Below are 18,376 nucleotides of genomic sequence, written 5' to 3'. Positions count from 1 at the left end.
CCCCCGGTGGAACATCCGGGGGCCATTAGCCTTACAGGACTGTGATGTTTCACTTCATGTCGATCCGGCTGACGCGTGCGCTTGTCACCATGTTTCTGGTGCTTGTGATCGCGTTCGCGACGCTTCGTCTGTCAGGCACACCGTTTGAGGTCATGTATCCGGAAGGCATCACGGCAGAGCATCTGGAGGCTCTGGAAGCGAAATACGGGCTCGACCGCCCCTGGCCAGAACAGTTCGTGAGCTATCTCGGCAATGTGGCCGAGGGCAATTTCGGCCGCTCTCTCTATACATCCGAACATGTCTGGAAAATGTTCGCCGACCGCATGCCCTATACGATTATCGTCGGCGGTCTCGCACTGCTTTTGGCGATCGCGGTCGGTATTCCGCTCGGTGCATTTTCAGCGCTCTATCGGTCATCGCCCGCGTCGCGCGCCGGCATGGGCTTTGCTTTTCTGGGGTATGCCGTACCGCATTTCGTGATCGGCATCGCGCTCATCCTGTTTTTCGGCTATTACCTGCGCGTCCTGCCGACAACCGGTCTTGAAACGCCGCGTCACTACATCTTGCCTGTCGTGACCCTTGCCATTCCCATAATCGCAGCGATCGCAAGGTTCATGCGTGCAGCCATGCTGGACGCCATCGGCCATGCCTATGTCAACACGGCCGTCTCCAAGGGTCTGACAGATGGCCAGGTCGCCCGCGGCCATATCCTGCGAAACGCCATGATTCCGCTGATCACCGTTCTCGGTCTCGAAATCGCCGGCCTCCTGAATGGAACAATCTTTGTAGAAGCGGTGTTTTCGCTCCCCGGGGTCGGCCGGGTCCTCGTCGATGCGGTGGAAGGGCGGGACTTTCCGGTTCTGCAATTCGGGTTGATTGCCTATGCCGGCATCGTCGTGATGGTGAACCTTCTTATCGACTTCTGCTACATCGCGGCCGATCCGCGCATCCGGGTGGAGGCCTGATTGACCGACACCGCCGCGCCGCAGCAACGAACGCTCAGGTTCGATACACTCACGGTGTCGGCGGCGGCCCTGCTGTTCATTATTGCGGTCGGGGTCTTTGCGCCCGTGGTCGCGCCCCACGACCCGAATTTTACCAATCTCTTGGCGAGATCCAAGCCGCCTGCCTGGATTGATGGCGGCAGTTGGGCCCATCCCTTCGGCACCGACAATATTGGCCGCGACCTTCTGAGCCGCTGTATCTACGGCATTCGCACGAGCTTTGGAATTGCAACGCTCGGCCTGATCTTCAGCGCCTTCCTGGGGATTTCCCTCGGATTGCTGTCCGGCCTGGGCGGTGCGTGGACCGACCGCGCCGTCATGACCATGACCGACGTTTTCCTCACGCTGCCGGACCTGCTCTTGCTTTTGTGCGGCATCGCGCTTCTGGGAACTGATATCTGGGTGTTGATCGTTGTGATTGGGTTCATACGATGGGAGGCTTATGCACGCCTTGTTCGCGGCCAGGTTCTCAGCCTGAGGGCTGAAGGGTATGTAGAAGCGTCACGGGCGCTTGGTGGCGGTCCCGTTCGAATTGCCCTTTTTCATATCCTGCCCAACCTGGCTTCCCCGCTTGTGGTGATCCTCACACTTTCCTTTCCAGGTGTCCTCTTGATGGAGGCAGGCCTGTCGTTCCTCGGCGTCGGTGTCCAGCCTCCGACTGCCTCGCTCGGGCGGATGATCGGCGACGGCCGCGATTATCTTATCAACGCCTGGTGGATCTCCGGAATGCCATCGATCGTCCTTGTGACGATCACCCTGCTGTTTCAGCTCATCGGAGACAGCCTCCGTGACCGAATTGACGTTTTGAGCGATGACTGAACCGTTCCTGAGTGCCCGAAACGTTCACGTCTATTTTCAATTGCCGGGCGGCGGCCGGCTTCACGCCGTCCGTGGTATCGACCTGGACCTTTTTCGCGGAGAGACGGTCGCGATTGTTGGCGAAAGCGGTGCCGGCAAATCGGCGTTTGCAAAGGCGATCCTGCATCTGCACCAGCTCCCGTTCACGCCAAATCGCACTAAGATTGAAGGCTCGGTTTCGCTCAACGCACCCTTCAGTGCTGATTTGGTGCGCGCAGGCGATGACGTCATTCGCGATGCGCGCGCGAGAGCCGTCGGCATGATCTTCCAGGACGCGCTTTCCGCGTTGAATCCCGTTCACAGGATCGGAAACCAGATCGAGGAGGCTTTGCGGCAGGTGGAGCCGGGCATTGATCGCGAATCCGCCATGAACCAGGTGTACAACATCGTCCGGGCCATAGGTCTGCCTGATCCGGAACGCGCGATACGTGCGTTTCCGCATCAGCTTTCCGGCGGACAATGCCAAAGGGTCATGATCGCCATTGCAGCCGTTCGATTTCCAGTTGCCTTGATCGCCGATGAACCGACCACTGCCCTTGATGTCACAGTGCAGGCACAAATCCTCATGCTCCTGAAATCGATCCAGGACGTCCGGGGCATGGGGATGCTTTTCATCTCTCATGATCTGGGCGTCGTGGCGGAGATTGCTGATCGGGTCGCCGTCATGTATGCGGGTGAGATCGTCGAAATAGGGACTTCTGCCAAGGTGTTTTCCGCTCCCGAACATGCCTACACGCGCGCCCTGCTTGCCAGCCGGCCGGGAATGGGGAGCCGCCGACGCCCAACAGATCCAGCAGCCATTGGTTCGACCAAAAAAACAGGCGGCAAGGCGAAAAGCGCCCCGGTCCTGACGACCGACAAGGTTTCTTTCGGGTATCGTTCGCGGCTGTTTGGCCGTGGCAGCCATCGGTTTGTGCTTCAAGATGTATCGCTCGACATAGAACCCGGCGAAGTCCATGGACTTGTAGGAGAATCCGGCTCCGGCAAATCCACGTTCGGTCGTCTTGCGCTTGGTTTTTTAAAACCCGACAGCGGCAGCATCAAAACCTGCGGGACAACGCCATATGCTGTTCGCGGAGTGCACCGGCGGGATCTTCGCAGAAACGTGCAGGTCGTTTATCAGGACAGCGCAACCGCGCTCAATCCGCGCATGTCTTTGGGTCATTCGGCAGCCGAAGGACTTGTCATCAACGGAATGGCCTTGGAGGACGCCAGAGAGGAGGTGCATCGGCTTTTTGACCGCGTGCGCCTGCCGACCGCATTGATGAACCGGTATCCGCACGAGGTTTCCGGAGGCCAACGCCAACGCGTCTGCATCGCCCGCGCAATCGCGACAAAACCAAAGCTATTGATCGCTGACGAACCGGTGACGGCACTCGACGTTTCCGTCCAGGCGCAAATTCTAGACCTCTTCGGTGAATTGCAGGCCGAACTTGGTCTGGCCATGCTCTTGATCTCTCATGACCTTGGCGTTGTGCGCGAATTGTCATGCAAAGTCTCGGTCATGCATAACGGCCGGATTGTCGAAACGGGTTCGACAGCTGATGTCTTCGACCACCCAAGAACCGCGTATAGCCAAAAACTGATATCCAGCATTCCCGGTCAGAACTCACCCTTGGACAAAGTGGCTGTGCGTACAACGATGGCCGGCAAAGGCTGATCGCTCCACTTTACGCGCATGTGACCGGGCAGTCGGTTACACAAATGCTTCACTTAAGGTTCACGCAAAGTAAGCGGCTGTGCGCTAGTTTACCTGTGTTGGCTTGGCACCACGACCCATAAAGTGACGCCAGAAGTTCGTGTCAGCGGTAGCCGAAAACCGGAGTTTACTGCTATGGATTCTCCTGCTCACAAAACGTTCGAACCCGAAGCGCATTGGCGAGACATTGCAGGCGCTCTCCGCGCTAAGATCGATGAAAGAAGCCTGCTTCCAGGAACAAGGCTTCCGTCCCTCGAAAAACTCGCCAGCCAGTCAGGTACGTCGATCCATCAGGCACGCAAGGCGATCGAGCAGCTGAAACGAAGCGGTCACGTTACGGGTTGGCGCGGCAAGGGAAATTTCGTTTCCGAAGACACGTTTGTCTATCGTTTGAGCGCACGGACGCGGTTTAACGCAAACCTCTCCGTTGAAGGCAAGGAGACGACCCTGAAGATGGTCGGGCGAATGCGCAGATCAGCTCCGGATCATGTTGCAAAAGCGTTTGGACTGAGGATAGGTGCCCAGGTTCAAAGGGCAGAATTCGTTCGCGTCGTTGAAGACCGTCCGGCGATCCTGGCGCGGCACTACTATCCGCTTTCTCCCCGTTTCCAGAGCATCCTTGATCTGATCGGCCACCACGGCAGTGTCACAGCCGCCCTCGCACAGTGCGGCATCTCGGATTTCCTGAGGCGTGAGACGTCGATATCCGCGCGTCTTCCAACCGCACACGAAGCGCTGATACTGGAGATCCCAAGGACCCAGCCGGTATTGACGACGATTGGTGTCAATGTCGGTGATGGCGATTGTGTCGTGGAGGTCTCTGAAGCCGTTTGCAGGAGTGATCGCGTGACCTTCAAGGCGTGATCCCCGACAAGGTCGCCGACTTCGGTCCCGCACACTCGCATCAACAGTCCCGAATGCCGTTCGGCATGCCCGGCGAAGCCTTGGACATCAAAAATTCTTTGAAAAAGTACCGAGCCGCCGATTGGCGGCCCGGCAAAGCTTGCGGCCGATCAGTTGCGCGGCAGCAGGGCCTCGGTTTCTGCAACCATGGCTTCAAGTGCTGCTTCCGGTGTCAAGTCGCCGTTCATCAGTTCGGCAAAGATCTCCATTTGAACACGGCCGATCTTGACGCTGTTCGTGCCCGGATAGCCGTACCATGTCTGCGCTCGTTCGATCTGCTTGAGCGACGTCGTCCAGTTCGGGAAGTTCTCGTAGTGATCGCCGAGATAGTCCGGTCCGGCAGCCAGCTTGTTGGTGGGCATGTAGCCGGATCCGAGGACCGCGATCTCCTGACCTTTCGGTCCGGAAACGAACTTCACAAAACGCCATGCCGCTTCCTGCTTTTTCTTGTCGCTTGTCAGGATCATCGCAGCATTGCCGCCTGTCGGCACACCGCCGTTTTCGGTGTTAGTAACCGGATAGGTGCCGGTGACATACTCGAAATTGCCCTCCGAACATTCGCCAAACCTGCGCACAGAAGCAGTGGACGTGAAATGAATACCCTTCTTGCCGGCGCAGAACAGCGTCACGCTTTCTTCCTTGGTGATAAGCGGCATGCCGCCCTCTTCGACAAAACGGACAGCAAGTTTCATCGCATCGAGACCGATTTCGTTGTTCCACGCAACAGCCGTCTCATCTTCATTCATCATCCGGCCGCCGGCTTGCTTGATGAGCGCCTGGAAGAGCCAATCGTCCCAGAAATTGTGAGCGTCGTAGGACATTCCGTAGGTTTCGTCGCCCAATGCGTTGATTTTTGCAGCCAGCTCGATCAGCTCATCCCAGTTGGTTGGCAGATTTTCAGGGTCGCCCCCGGCCTGGCGGATGAGGTCGGCATTGTAATGGACGATCGGTGTCGAGGCGTTGAACGGCATCGCATACTGGACACCATCCACGGCACCGAGCGCGATGATGTTCGGCGCGTAGTTTTCTTCGATCCAGCCGTCGCCTTCTGCGGCAATGAAATCGGTCAGCGGCACGATGACTTCTCGCTCGGACAGAATGCGCGCTGCCGGCGGCAGGAGATGGTAGCCTGAGTAGTATACGTCCGGCAGGTCGTTTGCCAGCGACGCACGCAGAACCGAAAGATGCGCAGCACCGTAGTCTGCACCCGGGGCGCGGAACTCGATCTCGATGTCCGGGTTCTGGGCCATGAACTCTTCCGCAATCGGCTTGTGAAAGCGCTGGTGTCCGGCCCAGGCATGGAAGACCTCTAGCTTGGTCTTGTCCTGTGCTGCGCCGGGGCCGGCAAAGCCCATCGTGATGACGCTCACTGCCGCGAGCAATTTCAGGGTAAATTTCATGGAACTCTCCTTCGTTTTGAAGACGGTGGCTACTTCACCCCGGTCATTGTGATCCCCTGGATGAACTGGCGTTGCGCGACGAGAAACGCGATGACAAGCGGCGCGGAAATGATCGTGGCCGCGGCCATGAGTGAGCCGAAATCCGTTCCGGATTCCGGATCGAAGAAGAACGCGACTCCCAGAGGCGGGGTTGCGAGCGAGTCTTTCGAAATCACGATGAGCGGCCAGTAGAGGTCGTTCCAATGGGCCGCGATGGAGAAGATCGAGAAGGCGGCGATCGCGGGCCACGCGGCTGGTGTCACGACCCGCCAGACGATCTCGAATTCGCTCATGCCATCGACACGCGCGGCCTGGATGATCTCGTCGGGAAAGCTCTTGAAGAATTGTCGGAAAAGGAAGATCGCGAAGACCGACAGGAAGAACGGCAGCATCAACGCGAAATAAGTGTTGAGCAGACCGAGATTGGCAAGCGCTAGGTAAAGCGGTAGGGCCGGAACCTGGATCGGGATACACAGTCCCAGCAGCACAAGCGAGAAAACCCATGGGGCTGCACGAAACTTGATCTTGGCGAGCGCATAGGCACAGGGGATCGATGTCAACAGCTGCACGATCAATATACCGCCGCACACGATTGCACCGTTCAGCATCATCCGCATCAGCGGGATGGACGTCAGCGCATAGGTGTAATTCTCCACCGGCTGAGGATTTTTCGGAAGGACGTCCAGGCCGGCCGAAAAAATCTCGTTGCCCGGTTTCATAGAGGTCAGCAACATCCAGATGATCGGCAGCATCACGAAAACAACGCCGGACAGAAGCAGCGCATGGGTGAGCGCCAGCCGCCCGAACTTGCCCAAACGATGGAAGGTGACGGAGACGGACTCCGTAGAGGCGCCCTGCGGCGCGAAGGGTTCAGCGGTAGTGGACATTGCGGTCAATCACCCAGGCCTGAACGACGGAGAAAAGAAGAATGAAAGTCAGAAACGCGACGGTGAGCGCCGAGGCGTATCCGATGCGGAAATACTCAAAGCCCTCAAGGTAGATGGAAAAGAGCAGCACCTCGGACGCGCCGCGTGGCCCGCCATTTGTCAAAACGGCAACCGTATCAAAAACCTTGAACGCCGTGATGGTTGTCGTCACAACCACGAACATCGTTGTTGGCCCGAGCATCGGCCAGGTGACGCGCAGAAACCTGTCGACCCAGCCATCGGCACCGTCCACCGCTGCTGCGTCATAAAGATCCTGCGGGATCGCAGAAAGCCCCGCGATAAACAGGATCATGTTGAAGCCGATAAGCTGCCAAAGGGCGATCAGCGCCAGCGAAAACAGGACGACATCGCGGTCGCTGAAAAATCCGATCGGTTCGAACCCGAGCGCGACGATGACGGCATTGACCGGACCGATCTTGCTGTGAAGCACGAAGTTCCAGACAATTGCCATGGCAACCAGCGTGGTCGTCACGGGAAGGAAGTAGATAACCTCGTAGATCCGTTTTGTGCGAGTGCGCGCATGGACCATGATCGCCACCGCCAGACCCAGCAGCACGGCCGACGGGACAAGGATCGCTACATAGGTGAAAGTGTTGGAGATCGATCGCCAGAAAGTCCGGTCACCCAGCATTTCCTGGTAGTTCCCAAGACCAACCCAACGCCAGTCGAGAGCGCCCAGTTCGTAATCGGTCAGGCTGATGCCGATCACCACGAGGCTGGGGCCTAGGATAATGCCGAAAATCAGCAACATGGCGGGCAACGCAAAGGCGTAGCCATATCGTGCCTGGGTCAGCTCCTGGCGCGCGACCCCTTCCGGTGACGTCCCGGTCATTGGGCCGCCGCCTGCGCCGGGGCGCTCGCCTTTGCGGTTTCGATCCTGTTGCCGTCCCCGTCGAAGACGAGCAGTTGCGAAAGGTCGAATGTGACAAAGACATTGTCGCCAATCCAGCCGGCATCGCGCGCCGCGGTTATCGCGTTCGTCGTTGTGCGCAACGTCACCCTTTTGCCGTCGACATCCAGGTCGAGAACGGTTTCGTGGCCAAGATCTTCCATGGCTACGAGACGGCCGGCGACTGACCCTGCTGTTTGCGGCGCTGCGAGGATGACCGCCTCCGGACGCAGACCGATCTTTGCACCGGGGCCTGCCTCCACGCTGAGGGGTTGACCGAAGAGGCTCAAAGCGCCTGACGCGTCAACATCCGCATCGAGCAGGTTTATCTTTGGGCTGCCGAGGAACGCCGCGACGCGGGTGTTTGCCGGACGCTGATAGAGTTCCTGCGGTGCACCCACCTGTAAAACCTCGCCCGCTTCCATCAGCGCGACACGGTCCGACATGGTCATCGCCTCGACCTGGTCGTGGGTCACATAGATAAAGGTTGCACCAAGTTCTGCATGCAGCGCGGCCAGCTCCTTACGCATGTGAACACGTAGCGATGCGTCGAGATTCGACAACGGTTCATCCATCAGGAACACGTCCGGCTGGCGCACCATCGCCCGGCCAAGCGCGACGCGCTGCCGCTGGCCGCCGGACAATTGCGACGGCCGCCGGCCGAGCAACGGCTCGATCTTCAGCTGTTCTGCGGTTTTTAGAACATCCTCACGGATCTCTGCCTGCAACCGCTTGCGGCGCGGCGACAGGAACCGCAAAAGCGGCAATCGTTCGGCAAGATAGCAGCGGTCGATCTCCAGCGGCGTCGCCATATTCTGGGCGACGGTCATGTGCGGGTAGAGTGCGTAGGACTGAAACACCATGGCGATGCGGCGGTCCTTCGGACGAAGGTGATCAACGGCGCGGCTGCCGATCGTGACGCTCCCGCTGGTCTGTGCCTCAAGGCCGGCAATGATCCGTAACAGGGTCGATTTCCCGCAGCCGGATGCGCCGATCAATGTCAGGAACTCGCCATCCCGCACGTCAAGGGAGACGGATTTCAAGACATCGACCTCGCCAAAGGTCTTGGAGACATTTTGTAATCGAACTTCGGCCATGCACTCACTCCGCGGAACGGGAGGAGCATCGACATGTTTTGCGACATTTTATTTTCAAAAGATCGCAAACAAAGCCACTATGTGTATTCGTTTAGCGACAGTGAAAAATAGCGCGCTGAAATAAATACAGACAAACGATACAAACTGTTATTTCGCTTAATTTTTACAAAAACTTCTGATTTTTTTCAAAATGCTGTCATGCGCGAGAGCTGTAAGTATCCGCTCGAAAAATAGCGCTTCAAATTGGTTCTTTGTCAGCCAGTCGCTTGGGCCGCACGCGCAGGTTCCTCATCCACAAAACATGACATTCAGCATCAAAGGGTATCGATATGCTCAAATTCATCATTCTTTCCGATCTGCATATCGTCCCGGAAGGAAAACTCAGCCACGGGCTCGACACGCTCGACCGGCTGACCCAGGCCGTCGATTACGTGAATGAAACCCACGGCGATGCCGACTTTGTCATCTGCGCCGGAGATCTGGCCGATCACGGCGAAGCAGCGGCATATAAAAGGCTAAAGACGGAGCTCGAACGCCTGAACACCCCCACATACCTGACGCTCGGAAACCATGACGACAGACCGACCTTTCTCGACATCTTCGGGAATGACCTTGCAAGCGAGACCGGCAATCTCGATCATGTCATCGATGCTGAGGGATATCGCGTCATCGTCCTGGACAGTTCGGAGCCGGAACTGATGGGGTCGGGACGCCTGTCAAAGGCCCAACTCGACTGGCTCAGCAAACAGTTGGATCGGGCGATGGACCGGCCGGTCGTGATCGTGCTTCATCACAACATCACGAAATTCCATGTGCAAACTGACTTCATCATCCTGGAAGAGCCGGAGGCACTGATCGATGTCGTATCCCGTCATCCCGACGTCCGGCAGGTGATCAGCGGTCATGTCCACATGACCACGGCCGGAACCGTGCGCGGCATTCCGTTCTGCACGCTCGGCGGTGGTCACTATTCCATCGAACCGATGCTGGAAAGCCGCTCCGGACCCGTTCCAGGCGGGCCGGTACCGCGGCGCGAAGGCCCGGGACAACTGGCCGTGGTGCTCTGCGACGAAGCGTCGGTCGTCGTCCATATGGAAAACTTCCTGGACCGCCATCTCGTCCTGGCGCCTGACCTTTTCGGTTGGAGTTAGGAAAAACAGCGACCAGTCTGGGTCCTCCCGCAGCTGGGCGAAAACCTGGTTTCTGGAAGAAACCCGCGTTCGTTCTCGTTGCATCAAAATAAAAAAGCCGCCCATGGAGGGCGCCGATTTAAAAAGTGATTTTGCGCCAAGCAGTCGCTCATTTTGAACGTTCGCGTACTATTGTCGCTCTGGCCAATCTGGTGGAATGAGTTTCTCCCCTGATGCTTTCGTCCAACGCTCACGGGTTGCACTGACGTATCGATGGTCATCGTCGATGTAAGCGTGCTCGATTAGGAGAACCTGTAGACCCACTCTACGTGCAGTTTCATCAAACAGGAATTCTACAATCTTTCGCATTGCCTGCCGATCACTATCGACTTCCATCTCGTCCAGGCGCTTCTCATCACCTCCCTCAGGATAATACGGGCGGCTAATTTGGTCGATGACCAATAGTCCAGGTACCGGGCCACGTATTGCCTCAAAGTGCTTGTGAAGAGCAAAAGAGAGGGCCAAATGAATTGACAGATAGTTTTGGTCTGAACCAATTTCCGCTAGAGACAAAACAGATCGCCTTTCGGGTTCAATCAACGTCAATCTAGGCTTAGCTGAAAATTGCATTCGAGCGTTTTTTGCGGGAACCTCAGTCGGCAGTTCAGTTAGCATCTCCGTTGCGTAACTAGAGATCATGTTCTCCGCATCTCGCTGCCGGTCCAGCTTCGCTTGAGGGTCTGCCTTATCCCTTAGCTCGTTAATTTCATCCTTCAAGGGCTGTAGATCAACCTTTGGGAGATCAAAGTCTTCAACCGTGGTCTCCAAAAATTGACTGGCTCTGCCTACAACCAGAGCTCGTGCTTGAGCAAGCGTAGCAGCGCGCCGAGCAGCTTCAGTTTGCCGAATTATTGCCCTGATCTGAGACTCAATCTCTCTGAGACGGACCAAGCTTGAACTAATCTGAGCTTCAACTTCAGTGAATTGTTCAACCAATTCAGGGTGAATTTGATCGACAGTCGCAACCTCTTTACGAATAATATCAAACGAAGCTTGGATCTCCGCGGCCATGCTATGGCCCAATTCGGTTTCTGCATCACAGACTGGACATCGTCCCGTATCGAGTTTGAGGTGTTCGACCAATGCCAATTTGTGTGATTGGCCCGACACCGCAGTTTCGTAACCTTGCGCTTCGCGAATAGCTCGCTTCAGTGCTTTTCGTTGTTCCCTAAAAGCAGCAATTTCTGCCACAATTGATTGGCGTTCGTCTTCAAGCTCGCCTATTTCGTCTCCATCCTGTGCGCGCGTTGTCTCAAATTCGGAATTGGCGACCCTAAGAAGCTCTTCAATTAAGGTTTGATCTGACACTGTAGGATCTGGAGCCTCGACCAATCCAACTTCTGCCGCTTGGCTCAAAATTGCCATCGCTCGCTCAGTTAAAAGACCTTGGCTACGTTCGCGAGCTTTTTCTTCACGGCTTAGACGGGTCAAGGCGGCTTCCAGCTGACGAAGACGCCGCTCGGCAAGAACGCTTTCTTGATCAACGACGCCAAGGAAATACGGCAATGTCGCTTGAATGTCTCTTGCCTTGTCCGAGCGGTTTAGGTCATGCAACAAAGTGTTTTTGCTGACGATTACATCGCCAGACAAAAACAAGTAGGGAGTTACGTGTCTGACGGTCGCCCGACCGACTTCCGCTTTTTGCGTCGTATCTGCGTCTTCGATGTCGTTAATTCCAAAAACTCGCTCGATTTCTTTTCGAGCGTATTCTCGCGGCGTCCCTCCTTCTAACGCTTCAGCTATCTTTGGAATCGTGAGAGATTTCCCAGTTCGGACAAACATTTGCCCGGTACCCTTGCCGGCTTTTGGAATGTTGCGTCCGACAATCATGTGAATGTCATCTTTCACCCAGTGCACAGCAACCGCTTCTGCATGACCTCTTACGTACCAAGGCAGATTGCAGTTGGTTGAGCCGAGGCAGTAGTCTATCGCATCGATCAGTGCAGACTTGCCCGTACCGGAGGCCCCCGTGATCACATTCACTTGGTCTGGCTTAAATTCAATCGTCCGGCGCCTCCCTTCGGCTCCAAAGAACGCGATCTCCAAAATGTTCCAGCGGCTCACAATATCACTCCAAAGGCTGAAAAAACCGACCCTGGCGAACCAGCCTTTCCCATCCATCTACCAAGCCGTTCAGCCCTTTTGATTGCCTTCTTCGGTTCTGTAGGCAGTCTTGTTATCGGTGCTTTGATCGGCGGTTTCGAACCGAGGCCAATTGCACCCTTTTCAAGCAATTCGAGTGCGTTAGACATCAACCCCAGCCTCAACGAAGCTGTTACAACGTCGAGTGATGCATCTAGTCGAGCACCGAGATTTAGACGTAGTTCAGGGTATCTATTGAGCCAAGCTAGTAGACCGGTTTTGGCGTTTGTTTCAGAAAAAGACCGCTCGACGTCTCTCGACATCGCGATTGGGAGAGCAAGGTATAATAGGGCAATTGAAGGATTTCTGGTGGAAGCTAACTGATATTCACGGCAAAACGCCACTATCGCATACGTCCCAAACGCAGGATTTGTCTCTGCATAGAGGTCGTGAGCTACCATCATTTTTTAAATCCCAACAGCGCTTTGAAATCAGGATGCCACCCAACTTGACCCGTCGTTGATAGGACTTGAAAAGAGCCCCTGACGTAATACGGCGCTATAACTGTCGGAGCGATTGGTTCCAAATCGTTGGGAGCACCATAGTGGCTCCATTTTAGCAGTTCATGTCCCTTGGCTTTTGCTTCTGCCTCGCTTGCCCCGCCGCATTTTTCACTAATTTCAGCGTGTCGATCGGCCCATTCCTCGGCAAGTCTCTCATCATATCGAAGTATGAGTTCATGTCTCGCCGGGTTCTCTGTTGACCACGCGGAGCGAGTTTCTCGAGCTCGCCACTCTTCCCGTATCGCCCGTTTTATTTCACTTTGAGAACCGTCAACCAACGAGATTTGCTTTTCAATCATGCTGTCAGGTTTGTGGGAAGAGGGAGGACTTGACGTTTCAAATGGATTGGGAAGTCTATCAAGTTCAATGTCCGCGACAATTTGTGAATGACACCGAACGATTTCAAATCGAGAGATCGCCTTCGGTCGCTTGTCGCACATTGAGTAAAGAACTTGGCGATCCCACCACTCCACGAGCCTCTGAGCGACCTTTAAGCGATGTTCCGCGGGCACCGAAGTAAGACTATCTGCGAGTTCTTCCTCGATGTCCGTAATATTTGATCGCCCAGGTTTGAGTTGTGCTGCTGAAATCAGTTTATATCTAGTGTCACTGCTAAGTTCCAAGAATGCCTTGCAGCCAGCCTCCCGTTCTGCGTGAGGCAGTTTCTTCCCAGAAGTCTTTGCTTCTGCGCGTTCCTTCTGAACTCGTTCAGCTTCTTCTTTAAGTGCATGGACAAGCTCATTTCGATCTGAGTGCTCATCAAGTAACACCTCAAGCACAGATCCCGCTTGAACATCTGCCACGCTAACTAGGTTAAAGCTAGTGCGCGCGATGTCTACGTCAGGGAGCGCATCGATCCAAACTCGAAGAGTTTTCCAGAGTAGCGCACTCTTCAGCGTCACCGGCGACGGTTTTTTGGAAAGAGAATGTTTTAGTTGTTCAAGAAGGGTTTGACCGGATGCAACTAAAACTACGTCGTCAAGCGATTCAACAAGGATTGCGACCTCGTCCTCGGTCTCCTTCCACAACCTAAGTAGAGCATAAAGACCTTGATACCGAAACCCTAACGCAGCCTCGCTAGCGCTGTGCTCAAATTCGCTCAATGTGCGTTTCTCTTTTAGTTGGGCTAAACTGCTCAACCTAAACGCTAACATGCACTTCAAAAAACTCTCAAGTAGTCAAATTTAATTTGGAAACGCGACTATCGGCATCAAAGTTGAAAAAAGGTGCTTGGAGCCTCTAAAGACGGACGCTGCCTGCCTCAAATCGCGCGCTGAACGGGAGCATCCGATCTGGAAATAATTTCCAGAACCTCCCGCCCTTCCAATTTGTGCCGCTGCATCAGGATGTCGACAAGCGCGCGATGAGCTTGTTTATTCTCCTCAAGGATTGCGCGCGCATCTTCGAAGGCCATCTCGAGAGTCGCTTCGACGCGACGGCGCAGTGATCGGTCGGCAAGCAGGAGTTCCTGAACCTGCCTCGATCCGTTCGGGATCAGGTGCACCAGACTATTTCCGAGCCCGAGGCTTGCTTCCATCTCTGTTGCAATACGAGTCGCGGACGCCAGGTCTGAGCCCATGCTGCCACCGCCACCGTCAGCGATCTCTCCAAAGGCCAGCTCCTCAGCGGCAAGACCGGCTAGATGCACCATCAGCCGGGCTTCGTAGTCGCGACGTGTCCGGCTCTTGAGCATTGATTGTCTGACGTCCATGGAACCCGCCGCGCAATTCGCACCATCTGGCGCGAACTCTGGTTCGATCTTCAGCTGAACGATTTCACCGTCGCCAACCATTGCCTGGACAATTGCGTGTCCTGCTTCGTGGACCGCAATGCGCTTGACCTCTTCCGGGCTGAAAGCAACCTTTTTCGGCAGCCTGGCAACGAGATCTTCGTACCGGAGTTCCCGCTTTTCCTTTCGCGCCGAACGCCGGGCGTCGCGCACGAGTTTTTCAATGTCGGCTCCTGATTGTCCTTCTAGACGCTCAGCGTGTTCGGACAGATCTTCGCCATCCAATGATTGCTTCAGGTGCCAGCGTAGGATTTGTTCGCGGGCTGCGTGATCCGGCAGCGGAATTCGGATCGTCTGCTCCAGGCGTCCCGGCCGAAGGAAAGCTGGATCGACGAGTTCCGGAAAATTGCAAGCCGCGACGACGACGATGCCTTCGCGGTCTTCCACACCGTCCAAACACTCCAGCAATCCGTTGATTTTCTCGACGACGTATTGCGCGTTGTCACCGCGGACTGTCCTGCGATCGCCGACAGAGTCGAACTCGTCGAGGAATAAGATGCAGGGTGCCTTCTTTCGAGCCTCCGCGAATGTCCCACGCATGGCTCGCAGGAGATCACCCAAATGACCAGCTGATTGCCACTGGGCAAGAGAGGAAGCGACAAGCTCGACGCCGCAGCTTTTCGCCAGTGCCTTCGCATACGTTGTTTTACCGGTTCCGGGAGGCCCCGCAACAAGCACACCGCGATTAACATCCGACCAGGGCAATTTTCCTGTTCGCCACTCTTTCAGATCCACTGCAAGCTCCCTGCCCCACTCCCCAGCCTCACCAACACCCACGAGAGTGTCGAGAGAGAGCCCGTCCTCGAACGGACGGCTGTCGGCTTTACACGGATCACTCGCGATCGCGTTCAGGACCTTGCGCCAGGACTTGCCCCTGGATCCGACCATGGTCAGGTCGAACAAGCTGAATTCCGTCAGTTGCTCGGCCTCCTCCAGGCTGATATTGACACCGGCACAGTAAGAAAAAGCAGCTCGGATGTGCCGCGCTGTCGGCTTTTCCAGATGAATGACTGCGTCCGCAATTTTCCTAAAAAGACTGGGCAGGTCTTCTTCGTCTTCCACAACCGCAAAGATGTCCTTTTTGCCCTTTAAGGCAAACAGGAACTCCTGTTCAGTCTTTTCACGCTCTCTGGGCTTTCTAAAGTCAGCCGGTTTGCACTCAAGGAATACCGGCAACGGGTCCGATTGCCGGTTTCTCAATACCCCCAAATCCGGCAGGCGCAGAATAGTCAGTGCATCCTGAATTTCATCGACCGGCGGTTTTTCACCGGCGACGATACCGATCACTGGAGGGTGCCACAGCTTCATCTCCGGCACCGAGCGCAGTGCACGGCGGACGGTGCAATGCATAAGGAATGCATGAAACCCTGGTTTCTTTTGCTGGAAGTAATGGCGTAAGACGTCGGACATACAGACACTTTCTTGAGAAGCGGCAACAAATGGTTTCTTATTCAACGGGAAACGTGCTCGCCAAGGCGATACCAGCGCGACAAGGTCCGCCCGGCGCTAATGTCGTTCAGAACGACGAAGAGCGGCGAACTCACCATCGGCGTGTCATTTCCCCTGATGGTTGGGTGCCCCGTTACATTTCCCGATAGAGCAGCGATCCCGCGGAGGAATACGCGGTAATCATCCAGGAACGGCGCGTTGGACAGGGCTTCGCGCGAAGGATATCTACCCGCCCGCAGTGACTTAAGATCATCAAGCAGCCCTTGCAGTTTTTCGATGTCCTTCGACAGCAGTTCCGGTGCCCTTGGGTCTTTGAGGTTTTCAAGGAACATGGACAATACTCTCCTGTTCCCGCCGAAGGATCTTCAGGCGGGCCAAAATGTATGGTGTTGAGTGCGTGTTGACCCTTCCGGATTGGTCCGGCGATAGGCCACTTTTTGCGTCACGACGTTCTTGCGTGAATCGTGCTTATCATCGCCGGTTTGGCATGAAACGGAGAGTCTAGGCTCCGACGCTTTGCATCTGACGGCCTTGACGTCGAAGCGGAAGAACGGACAAACACTCGGCAAGAGAGGGTCGTGCACAGGCCACTTCAGTAGATGTCTCGACGCGATCTTCCGCATACGAGGTGATTTTCTCCACCTGCCTATCAGTGTCCGCTGGTCCGCAGTTATTGCCAATCGCCGCCAACAGACGCGGCGCCATGCGAGCGGCTATACTGGACTCTAGGTAGTCCGACATCGCTTCGACCTGGCAGGCGATCGGGATTCCAAAATACTCATCGACCGATTCACGCGTCACCTTCTTCCGGGCTACAATCCCGGAGCGACCATACCAGTCGACAAGCACTTTTTTCACGGACAGCACCGGAAGCCCCTTTCGCAGCATAATGTTCCTCAACATCAATCCGGCGGCAGTCAGATCTTCTCTAGCGTCTCGAGCCTTTCGCCCTCCCTGGGCGCCACCTCCACGCTTCACAGAGATGACATGCAGGTCGCAAGTTTGATGATCGAAGACCACGATGTCGATGACCACACTCTTTCCGTGGCCCCCGTCGATAGGCAGGTTTAGATCGTCAAGTTTGTCGAGCTGATTGCATTCGACCAATGACATCGCTTCCTTGGAAACGGTCAACGCGACCTGGGTCTGCACCTCATACCTGTCACCTGCTTCTGCGAAGGCGTGCGCAATGGCCTTTTCGAGCAACAGGCCGTGGCGTTTGGGTAGGCTGTCCAGTGGTCCCCTCACCTGAGTGAGTTTGTTACCCAACAGCTCGTCCGGGCAATAGGTCTTGTCGAAGCATTCCTGCAACGCGGCATCGACCGCATCGCGGATTTCATCGGGGAGATCCGCGAAATCAGGTGCATAAGCACTCTTAACGTCTGGATTGGTGGTGGGATTTGGGAATTGCTTGTGCATAGGCTTCCTTTCGGGTTGATGGGACGCCCTTAAATTGCACAAAATGATCAGAGTGAACAGAATTGAATCGAATTATGGTTAACAGATGATAAACCCGAAGCAGTGCCGAGCGGCCCGGGCCTGGCTGGGATGGTCTCAGGATGACTTGGCTGAAAGGGCCAAATGCGCTCGCCGAACCATAGCCGCATTCGAGCAAGAAAAGTCCGTACCTTTCGACCGGACACTGCGTGACATTCAAAAAGCTCTTGAAGACGCCGGGATCACCTTCCTGATGGCCGGCGCAAGGGGAATTGGATTGCGTGAAGGTCGGGACAACTCAGGCAACGCCTAAAACGGATTACCAAAAAGGCGACGCGATACAGCCTAGGTTGCCCACAACCTGGATCGAAGTCATTCAAGTTACGCTTTTTCGATTCAAGCGCCGAGACTTGCGATTCAGACAGCCAAATGAGCGTTTCAGCGGGAAACGCCGTTCTCGAGGTTTTCGATTCAATTCATTGAACGGGCGTTACATGAGTGAACGGCGTTCCATTGAACCAGCCACACCATCAATTCGGAAATAATTTCCGCGAATTGCGGTTCCAGCACGAATAGACGTAAACAGGGATTTGCCGATATTGGCCGCAGACTAGATCCATGGCCAGATTGGGGCGGGGAGCGGACTGGCGGCTTACGTGATCCGATCGCGAATAGCTGACATTCATCGACCCTAGTTGTGGTGACGAATCCGGCCCGTAGCAGACGTAGGGCACCTTCTCAAGCAATGTCGGCTTCACTCTTGAATGGTGAAGATGAACCCAAACTTCTCCCTTATGCAATCAGCTTATCTGGACCCATACGCGCTGACGGGGAACAAGAGCTAAAACAGCGAATCTAAACAAAAAAATCTGGTTGGTTGATAAGTACGATCGACAATTGGCATCTTCAGACCTCTACTCGCCTGGATTTCATGACACCTACATAACATCACGCAAGTGTTTTATCTCTTTGACAAAACTGCAAAGAAAAGTTTCGAGTATTTGGTTAATATTTGGGCCAGTATTCATCA

16 protein-coding genes are annotated in these 18,376 nt (G+C 55.3%); 6 read left to right on the top strand and 10 right to left on the bottom strand.

What is annotated here, in order from left to right; translation table 11 throughout:
• The first annotated feature begins 44 nt into the window (after positions 1–44).
• The 4 genes from RDA78_RS09745 to RDA78_RS09730 all read left to right on the top strand — a co-directional run bounded on the left by RDA78_RS09745 (position 45) and on the right by RDA78_RS09730 (position 4,425).
• Positions 45–965, top strand: a complete 921-nt coding sequence (locus tag RDA78_RS09745) for an ABC transporter permease (protein ID WP_434055116.1) — start codon at positions 45–47, stop codon at positions 963–965.
• Positions 966–1,823, top strand: coding sequence for an ABC transporter permease (locus RDA78_RS09740; RefSeq protein ID WP_434055115.1), 858 nt, complete (start codon positions 966–968; stop codon positions 1,821–1,823). It abuts the gene before it with no gap.
• Entirely contained in the window at positions 1,816–3,522 is a 1,707-nt protein-coding gene (locus tag RDA78_RS09735) for a dipeptide ABC transporter ATP-binding protein (RefSeq protein ID WP_434055114.1), read from the top strand. Before RDA78_RS09740 ends, RDA78_RS09735 begins: the two co-directional genes overlap by 8 nt.
• Before the next feature lie 174 nt (positions 3,523–3,696).
• Positions 3,697–4,425: a GntR family transcriptional regulator gene (locus RDA78_RS09730; protein WP_434055113.1), complete on the top strand. Its 729-nt coding sequence runs from the start codon at positions 3,697–3,699 to the stop codon at positions 4,423–4,425.
• 149 nt (positions 4,426–4,574) lie between these two features.
• Here the strand turns inward: RDA78_RS09730 and RDA78_RS09725 are convergent, their stop codons facing one another.
• The 4 genes from RDA78_RS09725 to RDA78_RS09710 form a co-directional block, all read right to left on the bottom strand.
• Entirely contained in the window at positions 4,575–5,864 is a 1,290-nt protein-coding gene (locus RDA78_RS09725; RefSeq protein WP_434055112.1) for an ABC transporter substrate-binding protein, read from the bottom strand.
• Between the two features lie 29 nt (positions 5,865–5,893).
• Positions 5,894–6,655: a carbohydrate ABC transporter permease gene (locus RDA78_RS09720; RefSeq protein WP_434056131.1), complete on the bottom strand. Its 762-nt coding sequence runs from the start codon at positions 6,653–6,655 to the stop codon at positions 5,894–5,896.
• A gap of 118 nt (positions 6,656–6,773) precedes the next feature.
• Positions 6,774–7,682 (bottom strand): carbohydrate ABC transporter permease, encoded by a 909-nt coding sequence (locus RDA78_RS09715; protein ID WP_434055111.1) that lies wholly within the window; start codon positions 7,680–7,682, stop codon positions 6,774–6,776.
• Entirely contained in the window at positions 7,679–8,836 is a 1,158-nt protein-coding gene (locus tag RDA78_RS09710; protein WP_434055110.1) for an ABC transporter ATP-binding protein, read from the bottom strand. The genes RDA78_RS09715 and RDA78_RS09710 overlap by 4 nt, the downstream gene beginning before the upstream one ends.
• Positions 8,837–9,165: 329 nt before the next feature.
• On the opposite strand from RDA78_RS09710, the gene RDA78_RS09705 reads away from it, so the two are divergent.
• Positions 9,166–9,987: a metallophosphoesterase gene (locus RDA78_RS09705; RefSeq protein ID WP_434055109.1), complete on the top strand. Its 822-nt coding sequence runs from the start codon at positions 9,166–9,168 to the stop codon at positions 9,985–9,987.
• A gap of 168 nt (positions 9,988–10,155) precedes the next feature.
• Here the strand turns inward: RDA78_RS09705 and RDA78_RS09700 are convergent, their stop codons facing one another.
• The 6 genes from RDA78_RS09700 to RDA78_RS09675 all read right to left on the bottom strand — a co-directional run bounded on the left by RDA78_RS09700 (position 10,156) and on the right by RDA78_RS09675 (position 17,328).
• Entirely contained in the window at positions 10,156–12,147 is a 1,992-nt protein-coding gene (locus RDA78_RS09700; RefSeq protein WP_434055108.1) for a DUF3732 domain-containing protein, read from the bottom strand.
• Entirely contained in the window at positions 12,087–12,569 is a 483-nt protein-coding gene (locus tag RDA78_RS09695; RefSeq protein ID WP_434056130.1) for a three component ABC system middle component, read from the bottom strand. The genes RDA78_RS09700 and RDA78_RS09695 overlap by 61 nt, the downstream gene beginning before the upstream one ends.
• Positions 12,569–13,774: an ABC-three component system protein gene (locus tag RDA78_RS09690; protein WP_434055107.1), complete on the bottom strand. Its 1,206-nt coding sequence runs from the start codon at positions 13,772–13,774 to the stop codon at positions 12,569–12,571. Before RDA78_RS09690 ends, RDA78_RS09695 begins: the two co-directional genes overlap by 1 nt.
• Before the next feature lie 158 nt (positions 13,775–13,932).
• Complete coding sequence (locus RDA78_RS09685; RefSeq protein ID WP_434055106.1) at positions 13,933–15,768, bottom strand: AAA family ATPase; 1,836 nt, start codon at positions 15,766–15,768, stop codon at positions 13,933–13,935.
• A 143-nt stretch (positions 15,769–15,911) separates the two neighbouring features.
• Positions 15,912–16,241 (bottom strand): DUF6634 family protein, encoded by a 330-nt coding sequence (locus RDA78_RS09680; protein ID WP_434055105.1) that lies wholly within the window; start codon positions 16,239–16,241, stop codon positions 15,912–15,914.
• Positions 16,242–16,410: 169 nt separating this feature from the next.
• Positions 16,411–17,328: a hypothetical protein gene (locus RDA78_RS09675; RefSeq protein ID WP_434055104.1), complete on the bottom strand. Its 918-nt coding sequence runs from the start codon at positions 17,326–17,328 to the stop codon at positions 16,411–16,413.
• An 85-nt stretch (positions 17,329–17,413) separates the two neighbouring features.
• Between RDA78_RS09675 and RDA78_RS09670 the strand changes: the two genes are divergently transcribed.
• Entirely contained in the window at positions 17,414–17,659 is a 246-nt protein-coding gene (locus tag RDA78_RS09670; protein ID WP_434055103.1) for a helix-turn-helix domain-containing protein, read from the top strand.
• Positions 17,660–18,376: the final 717 nt, after the last annotated feature.

Origin of the sequence: Roseibium sp. (assembly GCF_051016195.1) — a bacterium.
GTDB lineage: Bacteria > Pseudomonadota > Alphaproteobacteria > Rhizobiales > Stappiaceae > Roseibium.
This window is presented reverse-complemented; position numbering and strand designations above follow the sequence as displayed.

Excerpts from the sequence above, each read along its gene's own strand:
- RDA78_RS09745 (WP_434055116.1), top strand. The coding sequence starts at position 45 with ATGTTTCACTTCATGTCGATCCGGCTGACGCGTGCGCTTGTCACCATG.
- RDA78_RS09735 (WP_434055114.1), top strand. The coding sequence starts at position 1,816 with ATGACTGAACCGTTCCTGAGTGCCCGAAACGTTCACGTCTATTTTCAA.
- RDA78_RS09730 (WP_434055113.1), top strand. The coding sequence starts at position 3,697 with ATGGATTCTCCTGCTCACAAAACGTTCGAACCCGAAGCGCATTGGCGA.
- RDA78_RS09725 (WP_434055112.1), bottom strand. The coding sequence starts at position 5,864 with ATGAAATTTACCCTGAAATTGCTCGCGGCAGTGAGCGTCATCACGATG.
- RDA78_RS09720 (WP_434056131.1), bottom strand. The coding sequence starts at position 6,655 with ATGCTGCCGATCATCTGGATGTTGCTGACCTCTATGAAACCGGGCAAC.
- RDA78_RS09715 (WP_434055111.1), bottom strand. The coding sequence starts at position 7,682 with ATGACCGGGACGTCACCGGAAGGGGTCGCGCGCCAGGAGCTGACCCAG.
- RDA78_RS09710 (WP_434055110.1), bottom strand. The coding sequence starts at position 8,836 with ATGGCCGAAGTTCGATTACAAAATGTCTCCAAGACCTTTGGCGAGGTC.
- RDA78_RS09705 (WP_434055109.1), top strand. The coding sequence starts at position 9,166 with ATGCTCAAATTCATCATTCTTTCCGATCTGCATATCGTCCCGGAAGGA.
- RDA78_RS09700 (WP_434055108.1), bottom strand. The coding sequence starts at position 12,147 with ATGGATGGGAAAGGCTGGTTCGCCAGGGTCGGTTTTTTCAGCCTTTGG.
- RDA78_RS09695 (WP_434056130.1), bottom strand. The coding sequence starts at position 12,569 with ATGGTAGCTCACGACCTCTATGCAGAGACAAATCCTGCGTTTGGGACG.
- RDA78_RS09685 (WP_434055106.1), bottom strand. The coding sequence starts at position 15,768 with ATGAAGCTGTGGCACCCTCCAGTGATCGGTATCGTCGCCGGTGAAAAA.
- RDA78_RS09680 (WP_434055105.1), bottom strand. The coding sequence starts at position 16,241 with ATGTTCCTTGAAAACCTCAAAGACCCAAGGGCACCGGAACTGCTGTCG.
- RDA78_RS09675 (WP_434055104.1), bottom strand. The coding sequence starts at position 17,328 with ATGCACAAGCAATTCCCAAATCCCACCACCAATCCAGACGTTAAGAGT.
- RDA78_RS09670 (WP_434055103.1), top strand. The coding sequence starts at position 17,414 with ATGATAAACCCGAAGCAGTGCCGAGCGGCCCGGGCCTGGCTGGGATGG.